The organism is Gordonia sp. BP-119 (genome assembly GCF_016924115.1).
GTDB classification, from domain to species: domain Bacteria; phylum Actinomycetota; class Actinomycetes; order Mycobacteriales; family Mycobacteriaceae; genus Gordonia; species Gordonia hongkongensis.
Genome location: NZ_JAFFZF010000010.1, coordinates 103576 through 121506, shown reverse-complemented (window position 1 = coordinate 121506; position 17931 = coordinate 103576). Strand labels below are relative to the sequence as shown.

The window sequence follows — 17931 nt, the reverse complement described above, 5'->3', positions numbered from 1 at the left end:
GCGTCGCCCGGGACCCCCACCGCCCGTTCCGCCTCGTCCCGGACCGATGCCCGGCCAGGCGCCCCCCGCGCCGCGGCCGGGCCCTGGGCCTGTTCCGGCGCCCGGACGAGGCGCTCCCGGGCCCGCGGGCGCCGTCGGCGATCTGACACCGGGGCTGGTCGACACCGACATCTGGACCGATGCGATGGTCGAGGCCGCGGGCATCCCGATCGTCGACGTCCCGTTCGTCACGGTCGGCTCGGGCATCGGGTCATTCGTGACCGTCGACTATCTGCGCATCTGCGGGGTGCCGCTCGACCGGATCGCGGTGCTCGGCCCCCAGGACGTGCCCTGGCACAGCTACGAGTACCTGACCCGGGTGTCGCAGATCCCGCGCACGGAGCGCCTGCGTTCGGATTCGGCGTCGACCCCGGACAACATCTGGGGTTTCCCGTCGTACGCGGTGCGGGAGGCCTGGGCGGACAAGAAGCTCAAGCCACTGTGGAATGTGCTGGTGGAGCCCGTTTTCGCGAACTTCTACACGCCGAGGGCCGGGCAGGCGTTCGAGTCGATGCAGAAGGAATGCGAGCGGATCGGCTATCTGAAGTGCCTGCACCGTGGTCAGGTCCGGATGATCCGACGCCGCGCCGCCGGTGGCTACTTCACGATTCTCACACCGCCGCAGGGGACTTCGCCCACCAAGCGGGTGGCCTTCCGCAGCCAGTGGGTCCATGTCGCGATCGGATACCCGGGGATCAAGCTCCTGCCCGATCTCCAGGCGTTCCGCGAGACCTACCGCGACGCCAGCAAGGTCGTCAACGCCTACGAGTCGCACGAGCACATCTACCAGTCGCTGCAACGCAAACCCGGCACCGTGGTGATCCGCGGTGCGGGGATCGTCGCGTCGCGGGTCCTGCAGCGGCTCATCGACGATCGCGACGCGTACGGGCTCCAGACGCAGATCGTGCACCTCTTCCGCACGTACTACGACAAACCCCACGGCCCACACATCTTCATGCGGCGCAAGGGCAAAGACGGTTGGGCCTACCAGGGCTTCAACTATCCGAAGTCGGTCTGGGGCGGGCAGCTCAAGGCCCGCATGCGCAAGCTCGAGGGACACGAGCGCGCGGAGGCGTACAAGCAGATGGGCGGGACGAACACCCCTGTCCGCGACGACTGGCAGGAGCAGTTGGCCCGTGGGCGGCGCGAGGGCTGGTACCGCGTCGCCGTCGGCAAGGCGGAGAGTCTGCTGCCGGCTGCGGGCGGGCAGGGGGTGGTGACCACCGTGCGGGTCGACCCGCATGCACCGATCCGGCAGGACCACCGGCCCGACGGCACCTTCGAGATCTACGCCGACTACGTGATCGACTGCACCGGACTCGAAGCCGACGTCCGCGAGCACCGCCTGCTGCGTGATCTGCTGGACCACACCGGCGCCGGCATCAACCCGGTCGGCCGCATGGACGTCGAACGCGACTTCGAGCTGAAGGGGACGCGCAGCGGAAACGGCAAGCTGTACGCCTCGGGCAGCGCGACGCTCGGCGGTTACTTTCCCGGCGTCGACACCTTCCTCGGTCTGCAGATCGCCGCCCTCGAGATCGTCGACGACCTTGCCCGCCAGGGGTTCTGTCGACGACTGACGCCCTGGCGATCGACCGCCCAGTGGTGGCGCTGGATGAACAACAAGGGAGTCGACTGACATGTTGCCCACCCTGTGGGGGCGAATCCAGACCCGCGTGCTGGTGCTCGGCATCCTCGGCGGCCTGTGGACCATCGTGCTCGTCCCGTTCCTGTGGCTCATCTCCTCGGGGGACCCGTCGATCCTCGACGTCTACCGGGTCGCCTTCACCGTGCTCGTCACCGTCATCGTCCTCGGGGTGCTGTGGGAATTCCTGTACCACTTCCTGCAGCAGTTCCGCTGGGAGAAGGACTGGCCGACCCTTTTCGGGCTCCTCACGGCGATCAACGAGGGCATCCTGGTGTGGATCGTGATCGACGGCACCGGACTGATCCCGGAGTCGCTGCAACCGTCGCCCGTCGTGTTCACCGTCCAGTTCGTCACCACCTGGTTGCTGGTGTGGGTGGCGGTCAACGGTCCACTACGCGCCGTCTTCCCCCACTGGCGATTCCAGGGAGGACGGTTCCTGTGACCGGTCCGGGCGACATCCCGAGCGTCACGCCGACGGTGACGCTGATCCCCGGTGCGGGGATCGTGATCCGTACCCCGGCGTTTCTGTGCCTGACGAACGACGCGGTGCCCGTGTCCTTCCTCACCGATCTGCTCGACATCGAATCTGCGGTGGTCGTGCCGGATTCGGCACCGCGGCGGGGCCGGCACCTGGTACGGGCGCTGGCTCAGCTGGTGGCCACCGCCGACGACCCGGTCGACATCGCCTTCGCGGCTCCCGACAATGCCGGCATCGCGATCTTCCTCTCGGGCCGGGTGTACGGGGAGACCGACGGCAAGCGGATCGAGCCGCCCGCGGGCGATTCCTATGACCGCGCCGTGCCGTGGCCGTTCGAGGGTCTCGGGCTCTACCTCGCCGGCACGAAGCCCGCGGAGGTCGGTGACGAGCGCTTCGACCTGGTCCAGGGCACGGTGCCTGCCGCGGGCGCGCTGCTGCACACCCCGCTGGGGTTGCGCGGCACCGAATTCCACTCCCTGGCCGAGCGCCCGCCGCAGCCGCAGCCGCGGCCGGAACCGGCGGCGGCGCGGCCGGAACCGGCCGTCGAACCGTCCCGACCCGATCCGGACGCGGGTCCACCGACCGAGGCCCTGGACGATCTCGACAAGCCGGCACCCGGGGCGCCGGAGCCCCCGGCGCCCGAGCCCATCCGGAAGCGGTCACCCTTCGACGACTTGCCGCCGGAGCCGGACCCGATGGGCACGACCGAGCGGATGGCGCCCGGCGCCGATGGTGGTGCCGACCTGCCGGCGCCCGATCCGTTGCCGTTCACCTCGACTCCGCTGGGCGGTCCGTTCGGGTCGGAACCGTTGTCTCCGAACGCTTCCCGCCTACTCGAGCGGCCGCCGCGGGACGCCACCCCGCCGAGCGGCCGGCCCCGCGTCGAGCCGGCTCCCGCGCCGAATCCGTTCGCCGAACCGCTCGAACCGCGCGCGCCGCTGCCCAAGGAGGAGCATCAGAAACCCGCGACCGAGGTCGTCAAGATCGAGGCGTCGCGGGCCATGGTGCACGGCATCCGTTGTTCGCGAGGCCATCTGAACCATCCGCAGTCGTGGCTGTGCGGGGTCTGCGGAATCCGGATGGACCAGTTGACGACGTTCCTCGTCGAGGGCGAACGGCCCCCGCTGGGCTGGTTGCTGCTCGACAACGGGTTCACCTTCCTCCTCGACGAGGACCTGGTGATCGGCCGGGAACCGGGATCGGCCGGCGGTGGACCGGCGGGTTCGCCCAAACCGATTCGCGTGCAGGACGAGACAGGTCAGCTCTCGCGCCGCCACGTGGAGATCCGGCTGGTGGAGTGGACGGTGCAGCTGGTCGACCTCGGGTCGGCGAACGGCACCTTCGTCACCGATCCGAGCAGCGGCAACCGGGAGACCCGGCTGCTCCCGCATCGTGCCCACGTGCTGGTGCCGGGGTCGCATGTCCGGATCGGGGGGCGCCACTTCATCTTCGAGTCACACCACGCCCGTATCTGAGAACGGATCCGAGGTCATGGACAAACACACGGTCGCCTTCCTGCTGCTCGACGTCGCGATCGTCATCGCCGCCGCCCGGGTGGGTGGGATGATCGCGCGCGCCTGCCGTCAGCCGGCCGTGGTGGGCGAGATCGCCGCCGGGATCGCGTTGGGTCCCAGCCTGCTCGGGCTCCTGCCCGGCAATCCCGACCAGTGGCTCTTCCCCGACGACGTCCGGCCGCTGCTCGGTGCGCTGGCCCAGATCGGCCTCGTCCTCTTCATGTTCATCGTCGGCCTCGAACTGGACATGCGGCTGACCAAAGGGCGTGAACGCGCGGCGGCCAGCATCTCGGCATTCTCGATCGCGCTGCCGTTCGCCCTCGGCGCAGCCCTCGGCCTGCTGCTCTATCCCTCGCACGACATGGTCGGGGGAATGGAGATCGAGCGGCTGGGGATGGTGCTGTTCATGGGTGTCGCGATGTCCATCACCGCCTTCCCGGTACTGGCGCGGATCCTCACCGACCGCGGGATGATGAGAACGATTCCCGGGGTGTTCAGCCTGGCCGCGGCCGCCATCGACGACATCCTCGCCTGGACACTGCTGGCGTTCATCATCGCCATCATCCAGGGCGGCAGTCCGCTCGAGGTCGCCAAGATCGTCGGACTCACGCTCGTCTACGCCGCGGTGATGTTCGGTGTCGTCCGTCCACTGCTGGCGAAGCTGATCGCCTGGCGCGACAGCGCCGGCCGGCTCACGCCGGACATCCTGGCGGTCATCCTGATCGGACTCTTCCTGTCGGCGACGGCCACCGACGTCATCGGCATCCATCAGATCTTCGGCGCCTTCATTTTCGGCGCGGTGATGCCGAAGGTGGGAGCCGAACAGCTGCACCGGGAGATTCTCGAACGGCTCGAGCAGGCGAGCGTGCTGCTCCTGCTGCCGATGTTCTTCGTCGTCACCGGCCTCAACGTCGACCTCACCCAGATCGGCGTCGCGGGCATGGGGCAGCTGCTGCTGGTCCTGCTCGTCGCGATCGCGGGCAAGTTCCTCGGCGCCTATGCGGGCGCGCGGGCGAGCGCCATCCCCACCAGACAGAGCGCGGCCATCGCGGTGCTCATGAACACGCGGGGACTCACCGAGCTGGTGATCCTGGCCGCGGGGCGCGAACTCGGTGTGCTGAGTGACGAACTGTTCGCGATGCTCGTGGTGATGGCGCTCGTGACCACGATCTTGACCGAACCCCTGCTGCGCGTGGTGTATCCGGACAAGGTGGTGGCCAATGACATCGCCGCCGCCGAACGTCGCGCCCTGGCCACCGCCACTGCCCCGCGGGTTCTGGTGCTGATGCGTGATCCCGTCGGGACGACCGCCGACCTGCGGGCGCGGCATCGGCGAATGCTGGACTGCACCACGGGATTCGACGTAGTCCTGGCCGGGTTGCTCACCGCCCCGGACCGGTCCGTGCGTCCGCTCGAGGTCGGGATTCCGGTCGTACCGGACTTCGCGGCGATCGCATCGGCCGTCGAGCGCCTCAACGAGCTGGGCTCGTCGCTGACCGGCGCGGGTGCGGTGTCGGTGCTGTGCCGGTTCAGCGCCGATCCCGCAGCCGACCTCGAGGCCATGTCGGAGAACGCCAATGCCGACCTCGTCCTCGTGGACAGTGACGACCGGCCCCTGGGGGAGTCGCTGCGATCGGCTCCGGTGGCCGTCGTCGACGAGACCGCCGACGAGACCGTGGCACCGAGTCGTAGCACCATCACCTGTATCGCCGCGGACGATCGCAGTGGGCGGACCGCTGCGCTGATGGCCGCGGGTCTGGCGCTCTTCGGGTCGCGGTCGCTGACCGTCGTCGCATCCGGCTCTCGGCGTCGGTGGCTGGCCGACCTCAACGCTGTTGCCGAACAGGGGGTTTCGGTGTCGGTGCAGGATCCGCGCCGGCACCGCGACGACGCCGTGTCGTTCACTGTCGCCGGAGCGGACGAGGGCGATCCGGCCGTACCCGTTCCGGTCACCGTCGTCGACAACACCGAGACGAGCGAGGAATCGCTGGGCGACCGCGTCGCGATGCTCTACCCGTCTCCGGCCGCCCCATCCGCACCCACGAGGGCGGCCGACGATCCGTCCAGTCCGAACATCGGTTCATCATCGGAGAGGCACTGACATGCCAGAAGTCGAGATCCCGCAGCAGCTGGCGGATTTCACGGTGCTCGAGAAGCTCGGCATGGGGGGCAACGGCACGTTCTATCTCGCCGTACCCCCCGCGCGACTGGGTCTATCCACCGACCGCGTCGTGGTGAAGGTCTTCGGCGGCGTCTGCAGCGATGACGCCTACCGCCGCGGGGTACGCGAACTGCGGGCGTTCGCCGCCGTCGTCTCGCCCTACCTCGCCGGGCTCTACGACGCCGTGCTGCAGGGCCAGTTCATGTATGCGATGGAGTATTTCCCGCTCGGCTCGCTGGGTAGTCCGGCGCGCGAGCTCAGCCGAGACGAGAAGCTGGCGGCGATCGCCGACGCGGCGCGCGGCGTGGACGCCTTGCACGAAGCCGGTATCGCGCACGCCAACATCACGCCGTCGAGCATCATGGTCACCGAGACCGGCGGCAAGATCTCCGATCTCGGTCTGGCCCGGGTGCTGGCGGCCGACGAGCCCATCACGAGCTTCGCCCAGCCCGGCGCGGTGCAGTACATGGACCCCGCACTGTTGGCCGGCGATGTGCCGTCGCGGGCGACCGACATCTGGTCGCTCGGGGCGTGTCTGCACCGTGCCCTCACCGGCGACGGGGTGTACGGGGAGGTGCCGGACACCCAGCCGCTGCTGGCGATCCGGGCGGCGCTGTCGACGCCGCCGGCGCTCTCGGAGAACCTGGACCGCGACGAGCGCACCCTCATCGCCAACTGTCTCGCCCTCGCCGGCTCCCGTCCGTCGACCGCGATGGAGGTCGCCGACCGGATCGACGGGCTGCGCGGGCGCTGACGACAGACGTCATCGGGCGGTTCGCGCACCCTGCTCCCTGCGTCACGAAGGGTCGGCCTTCGTCCCGGTTACGGTCGTCAGCCGAGCGGCGCCGTGCGCCACCAGTCGTCGAGGATCTCGCGGCCGGTGTGTCCGGGCCACGTCGTTACCAGCGTGTACTGCGCATGCGGTGGCCCGCTGAAATTGGTGACGACCCAACCGTCGACGACGCTGTCCCGGCTCGCCGACGCCGGACCGTCGCGCCAGCTGATCTTATCCCCGGGGTAGCCCTTGAGGCGGGTGGTGACGGCAGCGCGTGATGGTGACGTCGGCGTGTGCCACACCACGAATCCGACGTTCGCGGCGTCGGTGCACGAGATCCCGTCGATGCCGTCGCGGACGACGGGCTCACAGTCGGCATCTCCCCATCCCGACGCCTCGGGCGTCTCCGGCAGGAGTTGCGGGAAGGCGGCAGCGATAGGAGCGACGCCCGCCGGCCACGGCGGCGGTGTGGTGCGGGCGCCGAGCAGCATCACCGTTCCGACGACGACCGCGACGATCGCCGTGGCGACGAAGAACGGCGCGATCAGCCGTCGTCGACGCATCGACGGGGAGGCCGTCGGCGGGGGCGCCAGCGGTCGGGGTGTCGACGGCCGGTTCACCGGCCCGGCCCCCCGCGGCCGGTCGGTGACGACCTCGGTCGGCCGATCCGGGTGACCGGCGGGCTGGAACACGCGCGGGACGCCGGCGGCCGGCCCCGCGTCCACGACCTCCGTCGTGTCGGAATCGGTTGCGGCGAACTCATACTCGGATTCAGGGTGGCTGGCGGGGATGACCTCGGTCGGCGGTTCGCCGTCGGAGTGGGTGAGGTGCAGGGCGAGCTCGGCCGCTCGGACGAATTCCGCGCAGGTGCGGTATCGGTGATCTGAATCGGCGTCGAGCGCCCGTGCCAGCACGGCGTAGAACGCCGGCGACACTGCACCCGACACCCGGTGCCGAGCGACCGAGCTTGTGCCGGTCACATTCGGCCCGCTCGCTTCGCTCCCGGCGCCGGTGAGCATTTCGACGAGGGTACGTCCCAACGAGGCGACATCGGCTGCCGGGTGCGGCATCTCGTCGCCCGCCGTCGGCGCGGTCAGGCCGAAACCGGTGAGCGTGACGGCGCCGGGCACCGACGCCCCGGCGACGGTCGGGTCTGCGGAGCCGGTGAGCAGGATGTCGGCGGGGGAGACGTTGCCGTGGACCAGGCGCCGGCGATGGGCCGCGTCGAGCGCCTCGCCGACGACGGTGACGATGCGCACCGCCAGATCGATGTCGATGCCGTCGGGGTGGCGCCGGATCAGCAGGGCGGCGTCGGAGGTGGGCACGGGGGCCACCGCCACCCAGACGCGGCCGTCGACGATGCCGTGTCCGGTGATGCGCGCGATCCCGGGATGCGCCATCGCGGAGGCCTTTTCGATCGCATCCCGGAACCAATTGCCGAACGCGGGGGTGATCGAGGCGGCCCGGTCCACGACGGTGAGCAGCACGCGCTCGGCGGGCGCCCCCGGATATGGGGCCGTCGCCAGGTAGTCGGCGCCGGCGACGCGTCTGCGCAGGAGGCGCTCGATGCGGTGACGCCCGACGAGAGCGCCCGGAGGAAGTGGTTCGTCGTGGGTCGGACCGACGGACACGGCGCCTCCCTCACCTCACGTGGAAGACCCGACTCTACCGGTCAGGGGGCGTCCACCGGGGCGAACAGGCGCCGGGCGACCCCGCCCGGGTCATTCGAAGAGGACCGGCGCGGAGTTGAACAGCATGACGATGAAGAAGAACAACAGGAACCACGCCGCCCCCTGCCACACCTGCCAGCGACCGTTGCGTTTCCAGACCCGGTACGTGCGGTACAGCATGGTGCTCGCGCCCAGGAGAACCACGACGGGAGAGGCGACGACCAACACGGTCTGCAGGGGATCCGACGACGCATGCGCGAAGAACAGCAGGCCGAGTCCGAGTGCGACGGTGATCCCGATGTGGATCATGATTGCGCGAAAGTCGTTGGTGCCGTTCTGCGGAAGGGGTGACGTCATGGTGTCCGCCAGGTTACACGGCGCCCGAATCGTGGAGAAAGCGACGGTGGTCGGGACCTCGTACTCATTGCCGCGGCAACGGCGCCGGGGCAGGATGGGGGCCGGGGCCGATACCGGGCCGCCCGGGGCGAGCCCGGGCCGACCCGCGGCCGAACCGAAGACCCCGCCAGGGGCCGTCGCGATCAGAGGAGATGAGCCACAACATGAATGCGATACTCGTCGGCGTGGACGGGTCGGACGCGGCCACGGGCGCGGTGCGCTGGGCGGCGCGGGCGGCCGCTGCCGAAGGTCTCGACCTCAAGGTCGTCGGTGCGTACGACGCCAGCACGAGTGACTACGCCCCCGGCCTGATCATCCCGCAGGATGTCGTCGACGCCATCCGCCAGGACGCCTCCGACGCGGTCCATGCGGCCGCCGACGCCGCGAAAGAAGCGGCACCCGGCGTGACGGTCGCCACCTCGATCGTCGACGGCGACGCCGCGCGCGTGCTGCTCGAGCTGGGCAAGGACGCCGCGATGATCGTCGTCGGCACGCGCCGTCTCGGCAGCGTCAAGGGCCTGTTCCTGGGTTCGGTGAGCACCAGTGTCGCCGCTCACGCACACGGCCGGGTCACGGTCGTCGCCGCCGGGGGCAACCCCGACGGACCGGTGGTCGTGGGGGTCGACGGTTCACCTGTCAGCGATGCCGCGGTCGCCGAGGCGTTCCGGCAGGCCTCGCTGCGCAACGTGCCGCTCCGCGCGGTACACACCTGGACCCCGCTCGACGCGGACGCGCTCCACGGGTACGGCATCGGCGCCGACGAGGTGGCGCGGATGACCCAGGACGCGGTCGAGGTGCTCGCCGAGCGCCTCGCCGGATACGCCCAGGACTACCCGGACGTGACGATCGAACGGTCCGTCCTGCCCGAGGAGCCGGCGAAGGCGCTGCTCGACGAGGCGGGCGCGGACGCATCGCTGCTCGTGGTCGGCAGTCGCGGCCGGGGTGGCTTCCGCGGACTCCTGCTGGGCTCGACCAGCCAGAAGGTGATGCACCACGCCGACTGCCCGGTGATGGTCGTCCGCACCTGACCCCACGGTGAGCGCTGCCCGTCGTCCCCGGTCGCGCACCGGGGACGACGCCGTCGGTGGCGCTTACCATCGACCCATGACGCTGAAGAAGCTGGAGCTTTCGGTCGGCGAGCTGGCCCAGCGAGCCGGGATCGCCCCGTCGGCGGTCCGCTTCTACGAGGACCAGGGCCTGATCTTCAGCCGGCGCACCTCCGGGAACCAGCGCCGCTACCACCGGGCGATGCTGCGGCGCGTCGCATTCATCCGCGCGTCGCAGGTCGCCGGGATTCCGCTGTCGGTCATCGGCGAGGTGCTCGCCGAACTGGGCGACCACGAGTCGCCCCCGAAATCGATGTGGGAAGCGGCGTCGAAACGCTGGATGGACGACATCAACCAGCGCATCGCACTGCTCGAGAACATGCGGGACATGATCGGGTCCTGCGTGGGTTGCGGTTGCCTGTCGCTGGGGGAGTGCCATCTCCTCAACCCCGGCGACGAACTGAACAAACTCGGCCCGGGGCCGCGGCGACTCCTCACCGAGCAGTAGCCGTCTCCGCCAGTTGCGATGTCGGGGAGCAGAACAGGCGGCGGTACTGTTGGCCCATGGCTCGACCGTCGCGCGTGGCGCTGGCTCTGGGAAGTGGCGGCGCCCGCGGTTACGCGCACATCGGGGTGATCGCCGAACTCGAGGCGCGGGGGTTCGAGATCGTCACCGTCGCCGGCTCGTCGATGGGTGCTCTCGTCGGCGGGTTGTATTGCGCGGGGAAACTCGACGACTACGTGGACTGGATCTCGGGTCTGTCCCAGCTCGACGTCGTCCGGCTGCTCGACGTCTCGCTGACCAAGCCGGGCGTCATCGGGGCCGAGCGGATCCTGCTGCGGGTGCGGGAGATCCTCGGAGACACCGCGATCGAGGACCTGCCCGTCCCGTTCACCGCGGTCGCCACCGATCTGAACGCCGGCCGCGCGGTCTGGTTCCAGCGCGGTGTCCTCGCCGACGCCCTGCGTGCGTCGATCGCGATCCCGGGCGTCATCAGCCCGCACGAGCACGGTGGGCGGCTGCTGGCCGACGGCGGGATTCTCGACCCGCTGCCGGTGGCGCCCACCTCGACGGTGCCCAGCGATGTGACCATCGGCGTCATCATCGGTTCCGACGGTGGCCCGGAAGCGGGCGCCACGCGCGAACAGAAGGCCAGGGGACTGCTGCGGCGCAACGTGGCGCCGATCCTCGACAACGAGTTCATCCGCGCGGTCCGTGACCGGCTCGGCCACGAGATGCCCTCGGGGGAGGCCGAGGCGTCCGATGCGGCGGTGGCCGCCACCGGTGGCGGCGCCGTCGCGGTCGATGCCGCGGCCGAGTCCGGCTCCGTCCCGTCCGCCGAACGGGTGGCGCCCGCGTTCGGCGTCGACGAACCGGCCCGGATGGGACGCGTGGAGGTGCTGAGCCGGTCGCTCGACATCATGCAGGAGGCCCTGACCCGCTACCAGGTCGCCGGCTATCCGCCCGATGTGCTGATCCGGGTACCCCGCCGGACGGTCCGCACGCTCGACTTCCACAAGGCATCGGAGATGATCGAGCTCGGCCGGACCCTCACCGCGCGGGCCCTCGACGACCTCCCCGAGCTGCCATGAGGCAGATCCCCCGCGGCATCTGGGTGCTGCTGTCGGCGAACGTCGTCATCGCACTCGGATACGGGTTCATCGCGCCCGCGCTGCCGACCTTCGCCCGCACCTTCAACGTCTCGTTCACCGCCGCGACCGCGGTCATCTCGGCGTTCGCGGTGATGCGCCTGGCGTTCGCGCCCGCAACGGGACGGTTGGTCACCGTCTTCGGCGAGCGGCGCATCTACCTGACCGGTCTGCTGATCGTCGCGGCCAGCACTCTGGCGTGCGCGTTCGCCCAGTCCTACTGGCAGCTGCTGATCTTCCGCGGCCTCGGCGGCATCGGGTCGACGATGTTCAGCATCTCGGCGATGGCCTTGCTGATCCGTATGGCGCCGAGCGACATTCGCGGTCGCGTGTCGGGCTTCTTCTCGGCGGGGTTCCTCATCGGCAGCATCACCGGTCCGCTCATCGGGGCGGCGCTGGTCGGCTTCGGACTCCGGGTCCCGTTCGTGGTGTACGCGGTCGCGCTGCTCGTCGCATCGACGGTGGTGGCGACCCAGTTGCGGGAGGTGATCGCACCGGATCAGGTCGACGGCCCGACGGGCGGGCTGATCGGTTTCCGGACCGCCCTGCGCGACAGCGCCTACCGGGCGATCCTCGCGTCCAACTTCACCCAGGGCTGGGCGTCGATGGGGGTCCGGGTCGCGGTGGTGCCGCTGTTCATCACCGAGAGTCTCGGTGCCGGAGCGGGAATGGCGGGAATCGTGCTGGCGATCTACGCCGCGGGCAACGTGCTGGCGATCCTGATCGCGGGCCGGCTGTCGGACCGGTTCGGACGGCGGCCCATCATGCTGCCCGGACTCGTCATCACCGTCGTCGCCACCATCGCGCTCGGGTTCTCGCCGAATGTGGGCGTCGTACTGGCGTTGTCGGTGGCCGCCGGGGTGGGCTCGGGACTGTTCGCACCCACCCATCAAGCCGCTCTCGCCGACGTCCTCGGCAACCGCCAGCAAGGCGGGTCGGCGCTCGCCGCCTACGGCATGTCGTCGGACCTCGGTGCCGTCACCGGTCCGGTCATCGTGGGATTCGTCGCCGATCGGGTCGGTTTCGGGCCGGCGTTCGTGCTGACCGGGGTGGTGGCCGCGGTGGCACTGGTCCTCTGGATCTTCGCGCGGGAGACCGCGCCGGTGATCGTGGGCGACGGCCCGACGATGACTCCGACCGACACGAAGGCCCGCGCAGACGATGAGTGATGTGCGCGGGCGGACGACGAATTACGGTTGAGCGATGACCGCGCCCGCCTACGACTACGCGCTCGGCGCCGACTCGGAGGTCGGCACCCTGCGAGCGGTCATGCTGCACCGCCCGGGCGACGAGTTGCGTCGGCTCACCCCGCGCAACAGCGACCAGCTCCTGTTCGACGGGCTGCCGTGGGTCGGGCGTGCGCAGGAGGAGCACGACGCCTTCGCAGAGGTGCTGCGCGAGCGGGGAACCGACGTCTATCTCCTCGGTGACCTGCTCGCCGAGACCATCGCGCACAGCGGTGCGGCCCGCATCCAGGGCATCGCCGCGGCGGTGAGCGCGCGGCGGCTGGGCACACACCTCGCGGAAGATCTCGCGACCCATCTGCGAGGGTTGTCGCCGACCGACCTCGCGTACGTGCTGACGGCCGGCATGACGTTCGACGAGCTGCCGATCACACCCTCTGCCGAGCGGTCCTCGCTCGTGCGTCGGATGCACCACGGACCCGAGTTCGCGATCGAACCGCTGCCGAATCTGCTGTTCACCCGCGACAGTTCGTTCTGGATCGGCGGCCGGTTCGCGATCACCTCGCTCGCGCTTCCCGCCCGCGCGCGGGAGACGTCACTGACCGATCTCATCTACGCCCACCACCCGCGATTCACCGGGGCGCGGCGGGCCTACGAGTCGCAGGTCGCGCCCATCGAAGGCGGTGACGTGCTGTTGCTCGCCGCCGGTGTGGTGGCCGTCGGGGTCGGCGAACGGACGACGCCCGCCGGGGCGGAAGCACTGGCGCGCAGTCTGTTCGACGACCACCTGGCGCACACCGTGCTGGCGGTGCCGATCGAGCAGTCGCGCGCCTTCATGCACCTCGACACCGTCTGCACGATGGTCGACACCGACGCCGTGGTGATGTATCCCAACATCCGCGACACCATGTCCGCGTTCACCCTCGTCCACGACGCCGCGACCGACGCGGTCCGGATCACCGGGGAGCGGCCCTTCGTCGACGCCGCCGCCGAGGCGATGGGCATCACCAAACTGCGTGTCATCGACACCGGGCTCGACCCGGTGACGGCCGAGCGGGAGCAGTGGGACGACGGCAACAACACCCTCGCCCTCGCGCCCGGGGTGGTGGTGTCCTACAACCGGAACGTCGAGACCAACCGGCGACTCCGGGACTCGGGCATCGAGGTCATCGAGATCGAGGGTCGGGAACTGGGATCGGGCCGCGGTGGGCCGCGGTGCATGTCGTGTCCGTTGGCCCGTGATCCCCGGTGAGGAGGAGCATTCGGTGACCCCCGACACCCCGGCCGCGCTCGACGCACTGCAGATCGACCCGGCCTCCGACCGGCCGCCCTTCGAACAAGTACGAGTCGGCATCATCGACCTCATCGAGTCCGGCGAGCTGCTCAGCGGCGAACGTCTGCCGACGGTCCGGGCGCTCGCCTCGCGACTCGGCGTGGCCGCCAACACCGTCGCGCGCAGCTACCGGGAACTCGAGGCGGCCGGCGTCATCGAGACCCGCGGGCGGCAGGGCTCGTTCATCAAGGCGGGTCGCCACGATGCGCTCGACGCGGGTTTCGCGGCTGCCAAGCAGTACGTCGAAACCGCTCGCGAGCTGGGCCTGGACGATCCCGTGATCGTTGAGATACTCAACCGTGCGCTCGGACGAACTTGAATACCTGAACCGAGATTGATTGGCTTGACGAATGACAAGTGAACAGGATGTGATCACCGGGCGTCCGAAGCAGACACTGGACCCGGTGGTCTTCACAGTCACCGCGGTACTGGTCATCGCGTTCGTGATCTGGGGGATCGGGGACAAGGAGAGTCTCAACACGACGACCACCGAGGTGCTGGGTTGGATCACCAAGAACCTCGGCTGGCTGTTCATCCTCTCCGCCACCGGCTTCGTGATCTTCGCGGTGTTCCTCGCCGTGTCCAAGTACGGCCGGATTCCGCTCGGCCGGACCGGGGAGAAGCCGCAGTTCCGCACCGTGAGCTGGATCGCGATGATGTTCAGTGCCGGCATGGGCATCGGCCTCATGTTCTTCGGTGCCTACGAGCCGCTCTACCACTTCGCCAGTCCGCCACCGGAGATCGGCTCCGACGACATCCGCGCGGCCATGGCGACGACGATGTTCCACTGGGGCTTCCACCCGTGGGCCATGTACGCGGTCGTCGGGCTGGCGCTGGCCTACAGCACGTACCGGCTGGGCCGGACCCAGTTGATGAGTGCGGTGTTCACCCGGCTCCTCGGACCGCGGGTGGCCAACGGCCCGGGCGGGAAGATCATCGACATCCTCGCGATCTTCGCGACGCTGTTCGGGACGGTGGCATCACTCGGCCTCGGCGCGCTGCAGATCGGATCGGGACTCGACACCCTCGGTTGGGTCAACGAGCCGACGAAGATGCTGCTGGTCGCGATCATCGCCATCCTCACCGCCGCGTTCGTCGCGTCGGCCGTGTCGGGGATCGCGCGCGGCATCCAGTGGCTGTCCAACATCAACATGGTGCTCGCCATCGTGCTGGCTCTGTTCGTGTTCGTCGTCGGACCGACGATCTTCATCCTGAACCTGCTGCCGACGACCCTCGGCGCCTACTTCACCGATCTGACGAGCTTCGCAGCCCGCTCGGACGCCACGATCATGACCGAGGAGGGTCATCAGTGGCTGGCGGACTGGACGATCTTCTACTGGGCGTGGTGGGTGTCCTGGACCCCGTTCGTGGGTCTGTTCCTCGCGAAGATCAGCCGCGGCCGCACCATCCGCGAGTTCGTGATCGGTGTGATGGTGGTACCCACGACGGTCTCGCTGGTCTGGTTCTGCGTCTTCGGCGGTACCGCGATCCATCAGGACATCGAGGGCACCCTGGCGTTCGATCCGGCCACCGCGGCCAGTGAGAGCACGCTGTTCGACGTGCTCGCCCACCTGCCGTGGACCGGGGTGGCCTCGGCGCTGGTGATGATCCTGGTCGGCATCTTCTTCGTCTCCGGCGCCGACTCCGCGTCCCTCGTGATGGGCACTCTCTCGCAGCGCGGCGTCGAACACCCGTCGCGTCCCCTGACCGTGTTCTGGGGTGTGTTGACCGGTGTCGTGGCTGCGCTGCTGCTGGCCATCAGCGGCGACGACGCCCTCGACGGCATCAAGACGATGGCGATCATCGCCGCGTTGCCGTTCGTCGTGGTGATGATCGGCATGTGTCTGTCGCTCTATCTCGACCTCCGACACGATCCGCTGATCGTCTCCCGCCACGTGCTGACCGCTCAGGTCGACGAGCATGTCCGGGAACAGGCCAACGCCATCGCGACCGGGGAGCTCGAGGCGATCGATGCCGACGCGATACGACACCTCGAGAAGATCGACCCCGACTACGTCGACCAGGCAAACGGATCGGCGCCCGCCGAGCCGACGGTCGACCCGGGGTCGGACGACGAGCCTCGGGACAAAGGCACTCACGGCACCGACCGGTTGACCGGACCGACGGTGTGACAACCCACACCGGGGTCGGCAACCGATCCCGGTGGGTGAGTCGTCGTCGGGTCGGTGGGTCCTCAGCCCTGTCCGACCGCCCCGGCGAGCGCTGTGCCGAAGGTCTTCGCGGTCGCCCGGTCGAGCCGGGAGGTGGTGACGCGCAGACCATTTCGCTGCTCGGCCCCGTCGACGGCAAATACCGTCCCGGGTTGCACGGCCCACCCCAGGCGCGCCAGTTCGACGCCGACCCGCTCCGCGGGCACCTCGGGCGGGAGGTCGACCCACACGTTGATCCCGTCGGGCGGTCCCATGGTCGACGCCACCCCCCGGGCATCGAGCACGTCGATGAGAAGTCGTGTGCGACGGGCGTATTCGAGGCGTGCGGTGGCGATGAGCGCGGTCGTCGCCGGATCGGTGAGCAGGTGCGCCGCGGTGGTCTGCAGCAGGTGGCTGACCCAGGGGCGGCCGGAACGCAGCCGGGCGTCGAGCGCGGCGGCCGTGGTCGGGTCGGCATCGACGAGCGCGACCCGCAGATCCGGACCCAGGAATTTCGCGACGGACCGGACGACCGCCCAGTGTCGGCTGTTGTCCGGGATCACCCGCTGATAGTCGCGAACCGACAGGAGTGAGAAGTGGTCGTCCTCGATGACGAGCACCTCCGGGTATCGCTCGAGAACCGTCCGTAGTTCATCGGCACGAGCCGCGGAGAGGGCGATCCCGCCGGGGTTGTGACCACGGCAGGTGACGATGACCGCTCGGGCGCCCGCACCGAGCGCCCGCGCCAGATGATCGGGGCGCATGCCGTGCTCGTCGAGCTCCATGGGCAGCGCGCGGTACCCGTTGACGCGGATCGTGCCGACGCTGGCGAGGAAGCACGGATTCTCCACTGCGACGCAGTCGCCGCGGACGAGGTGGGTGTTCAGCAGCCGCTCCATCGCGTCGACGGCTCCGTGGGTCGCGATGAGTTCCCCCCGTTGCGGGTGCTCCCCGAACAGCACCGACGCCGCCTCCCGCAGTGCAGGCGCCACCGCGGCGCTTCCGTACATCGTCGGTCGGTAGGGGGCCGCGGCGATCGCGGCGCGCAGGTCGGGCAGGAGATCGGGATCGGGATTGCCATCGGCGAGGTCGATGGTGTCCGCGGGAGCGGCGAGTTCACTGCCGGGGCGGAGCCGGTCCGCGACCACCGTTCCGCCCCGACCGCGGGTGTCCGCGGCGCCCACCGAGACGAGCTGCCGGTACGCAGCGGCCACGGTGTTGCGGTTGACTCCCAACTCGGCTGCGAGTTCACGGATCGGCGGCAATGAGTCGCCCGGTCGCAGACGACCGGAGACGATGGCGTCTCGCACGCTCTGGACGATGGCCTGCACCGTCTGCCCGGTGATCACGACGCTCACCACGACCTCCCTGCTGATCAAGATCACGTTCTTTTGTCCTAGGACAAATGCTACGGTGGTCGCACGGCACCGAGATCAGGAGTTGTGCGCCATGAACCGAAGTCCCGAATCCGCCCGTCCGGCCTGGGGGCGCCAGGTCGCCTACTGGTACGGCGGCCGACTGCCGGCCTCGATGACGGACTGGGTCGGCAACGACCTCGCCGGCCCCGGTGCGTCCGTGCGGATGGTCGCCCGGTGGTCGATACCGTGCATCCTGCTCCTGCTGCCGATGCTGTTCGTCCCCGCCCCGTGGGGAGTGCGGATCACCATGACGATGCCGATCCTGCTGTCGTACCTGTTCTTCTCCATCGCACTGAACCGGGTCTACCGTCGCTACCGACTGGTCCAGCACGGACTGGACCCCGAGCTCGTCAACGCCGTCGATCGTGTGAAGAACGCCGACCTGTACGCCGAGTACCACCGGAAATACCGCGGCGAGAACGGCCGGCCGGTGTCCGTCTCCCGGTAGGGGACCAGGCCGCGTCACGGT

Annotated in this window: 16 protein-coding genes; 13 read left to right on the top strand and 3 right to left on the bottom strand. The window is 69.5% G+C overall.

Features of this window, described 5'->3' with window-relative positions:
* The first annotated feature begins 46 nt into the window (after positions 1-46).
* The 5 genes from JW364_RS08735 to JW364_RS08715 are packed head-to-tail and all read left to right on the top strand — an operon-like array spanning position 47 to position 6594.
* On the top strand, positions 47-1678 hold the full coding sequence (locus tag JW364_RS08735; RefSeq protein WP_078112165.1) for a hypothetical protein: 1632 nt from the start codon (positions 47-49) through the stop codon (positions 1676-1678).
* A gap of 1 nt (position 1679) precedes the next feature.
* Complete coding sequence (locus JW364_RS08730; RefSeq protein ID WP_058251470.1) at positions 1680-2129, top strand: hypothetical protein; 450 nt, start codon at positions 1680-1682, stop codon at positions 2127-2129.
* A complete protein-coding gene (locus tag JW364_RS08725; protein ID WP_205333078.1) occupies positions 2126-3640 on the top strand; it encodes an FHA domain-containing protein in 1515 nt (504 codons plus the stop codon). Before JW364_RS08730 ends, JW364_RS08725 begins: the two co-directional genes overlap by 4 nt.
* A 16-nt stretch (positions 3641-3656) precedes the next feature.
* On the top strand, positions 3657-5780 hold the full coding sequence (locus JW364_RS08720) for a cation:proton antiporter (RefSeq protein ID WP_205333079.1): 2124 nt from the start codon (positions 3657-3659) through the stop codon (positions 5778-5780).
* Position 5781: 1 nt separating this feature from the next.
* Positions 5782-6594: a protein kinase gene (locus JW364_RS08715; RefSeq protein WP_165630318.1), complete on the top strand. Its 813-nt coding sequence runs from the start codon at positions 5782-5784 to the stop codon at positions 6592-6594.
* Between the two features lie 77 nt (positions 6595-6671).
* On the opposite strand, the gene JW364_RS08710 is transcribed toward JW364_RS08715, so the two are convergent.
* Together JW364_RS08710 and JW364_RS08705 are read right to left on the bottom strand one after the other, a co-directional pair.
* Positions 6672-8246, bottom strand: a complete 1575-nt coding sequence (locus tag JW364_RS08710; protein ID WP_205333080.1) for a serine/threonine protein kinase — start codon at positions 8244-8246, stop codon at positions 6672-6674.
* A gap of 90 nt (positions 8247-8336) precedes the next feature.
* A complete protein-coding gene (locus JW364_RS08705) occupies positions 8337-8642 on the bottom strand; it encodes a hypothetical protein (RefSeq protein ID WP_058251465.1) in 306 nt (101 codons plus the stop codon).
* A gap of 203 nt (positions 8643-8845) precedes the next feature.
* Here JW364_RS08705 and JW364_RS08700 point away from each other — a divergent pair, with 203 nt between their 5' ends.
* The 7 genes from JW364_RS08700 to JW364_RS08670 all read left to right on the top strand — a co-directional run bounded on the left by JW364_RS08700 (position 8846) and on the right by JW364_RS08670 (position 16026).
* Positions 8846-9709 carry a universal stress protein gene (locus tag JW364_RS08700; protein ID WP_065630241.1) on the top strand — a complete coding sequence of 288 codons (864 nt, stop codon included), beginning with the start codon at positions 8846-8848 and terminating at the stop codon, positions 9707-9709.
* A 76-nt stretch (positions 9710-9785) separates the two neighbouring features.
* On the top strand, positions 9786-10235 hold the full coding sequence (gene soxR, locus JW364_RS08695; RefSeq protein ID WP_065630178.1) for a redox-sensitive transcriptional activator SoxR: 450 nt from the start codon (positions 9786-9788) through the stop codon (positions 10233-10235).
* A gap of 56 nt (positions 10236-10291) precedes the next feature.
* A complete protein-coding gene (locus JW364_RS08690; protein ID WP_068972382.1) occupies positions 10292-11320 on the top strand; it encodes a patatin-like phospholipase family protein in 1029 nt (342 codons plus the stop codon).
* On the top strand, positions 11317-12546 hold the full coding sequence (locus JW364_RS08685) for an MFS transporter (protein ID WP_068972383.1): 1230 nt from the start codon (positions 11317-11319) through the stop codon (positions 12544-12546). The genes JW364_RS08690 and JW364_RS08685 overlap by 4 nt, the downstream gene beginning before the upstream one ends.
* Before the next feature lie 34 nt (positions 12547-12580).
* Positions 12581-13813, top strand: a complete 1233-nt coding sequence (locus JW364_RS08680) for an arginine deiminase (protein WP_065630176.1) — start codon at positions 12581-12583, stop codon at positions 13811-13813.
* Between the two features lie 13 nt (positions 13814-13826).
* Entirely contained in the window at positions 13827-14213 is a 387-nt protein-coding gene (locus JW364_RS08675) for a GntR family transcriptional regulator (RefSeq protein WP_205333081.1), read from the top strand.
* A gap of 31 nt (positions 14214-14244) precedes the next feature.
* Positions 14245-16026 carry a BCCT family transporter gene (locus tag JW364_RS08670; protein ID WP_205333082.1) on the top strand — a complete coding sequence of 594 codons (1782 nt, stop codon included), beginning with the start codon at positions 14245-14247 and terminating at the stop codon, positions 16024-16026.
* A 62-nt stretch (positions 16027-16088) separates the two neighbouring features.
* Here JW364_RS08670 and JW364_RS08665 read toward each other — a convergent pair whose 3' ends face one another.
* Positions 16089-17402 carry an aminotransferase class I/II-fold pyridoxal phosphate-dependent enzyme gene (locus JW364_RS08665; RefSeq protein WP_159370377.1) on the bottom strand — a complete coding sequence of 438 codons (1314 nt, stop codon included), beginning with the start codon at positions 17400-17402 and terminating at the stop codon, positions 16089-16091.
* A gap of 91 nt (positions 17403-17493) precedes the next feature.
* On the opposite strand from JW364_RS08665, the gene JW364_RS08660 reads away from it, so the two are divergent.
* Entirely contained in the window at positions 17494-17910 is a 417-nt protein-coding gene (locus JW364_RS08660) for a DUF5313 domain-containing protein (protein ID WP_159370378.1), read from the top strand.
* Positions 17911-17931 lie beyond the last annotated feature (21 nt).

Excerpts from the sequence above, each read along its gene's own strand:
- JW364_RS08720 (WP_205333079.1), top strand. The coding sequence starts at position 3,657 with ATGGACAAACACACGGTCGCCTTCCTGCTGCTCGACGTCGCGATCGTC.
- soxR (WP_065630178.1), top strand. The coding sequence starts at position 9,786 with ATGACGCTGAAGAAGCTGGAGCTTTCGGTCGGCGAGCTGGCCCAGCGA.
- JW364_RS08670 (WP_205333082.1), top strand. The coding sequence starts at position 14,245 with ATGACAAGTGAACAGGATGTGATCACCGGGCGTCCGAAGCAGACACTG.
- JW364_RS08680 (WP_065630176.1), top strand. The coding sequence starts at position 12,581 with ATGACCGCGCCCGCCTACGACTACGCGCTCGGCGCCGACTCGGAGGTC.
- JW364_RS08700 (WP_065630241.1), top strand. The coding sequence starts at position 8,846 with ATGAATGCGATACTCGTCGGCGTGGACGGGTCGGACGCGGCCACGGGC.
- JW364_RS08715 (WP_165630318.1), top strand. The coding sequence starts at position 5,782 with ATGCCAGAAGTCGAGATCCCGCAGCAGCTGGCGGATTTCACGGTGCTC.
- JW364_RS08705 (WP_058251465.1), bottom strand. The coding sequence starts at position 8,642 with ATGACGTCACCCCTTCCGCAGAACGGCACCAACGACTTTCGCGCAATC.
- JW364_RS08690 (WP_068972382.1), top strand. The coding sequence starts at position 10,292 with ATGGCTCGACCGTCGCGCGTGGCGCTGGCTCTGGGAAGTGGCGGCGCC.
- JW364_RS08730 (WP_058251470.1), top strand. The coding sequence starts at position 1,680 with ATGTTGCCCACCCTGTGGGGGCGAATCCAGACCCGCGTGCTGGTGCTC.
- JW364_RS08660 (WP_159370378.1), top strand. The coding sequence starts at position 17,494 with ATGAACCGAAGTCCCGAATCCGCCCGTCCGGCCTGGGGGCGCCAGGTC.
- JW364_RS08735 (WP_078112165.1), top strand. The coding sequence starts at position 47 with ATGCCCGGCCAGGCGCCCCCCGCGCCGCGGCCGGGCCCTGGGCCTGTT.
- JW364_RS08685 (WP_068972383.1), top strand. The coding sequence starts at position 11,317 with ATGAGGCAGATCCCCCGCGGCATCTGGGTGCTGCTGTCGGCGAACGTC.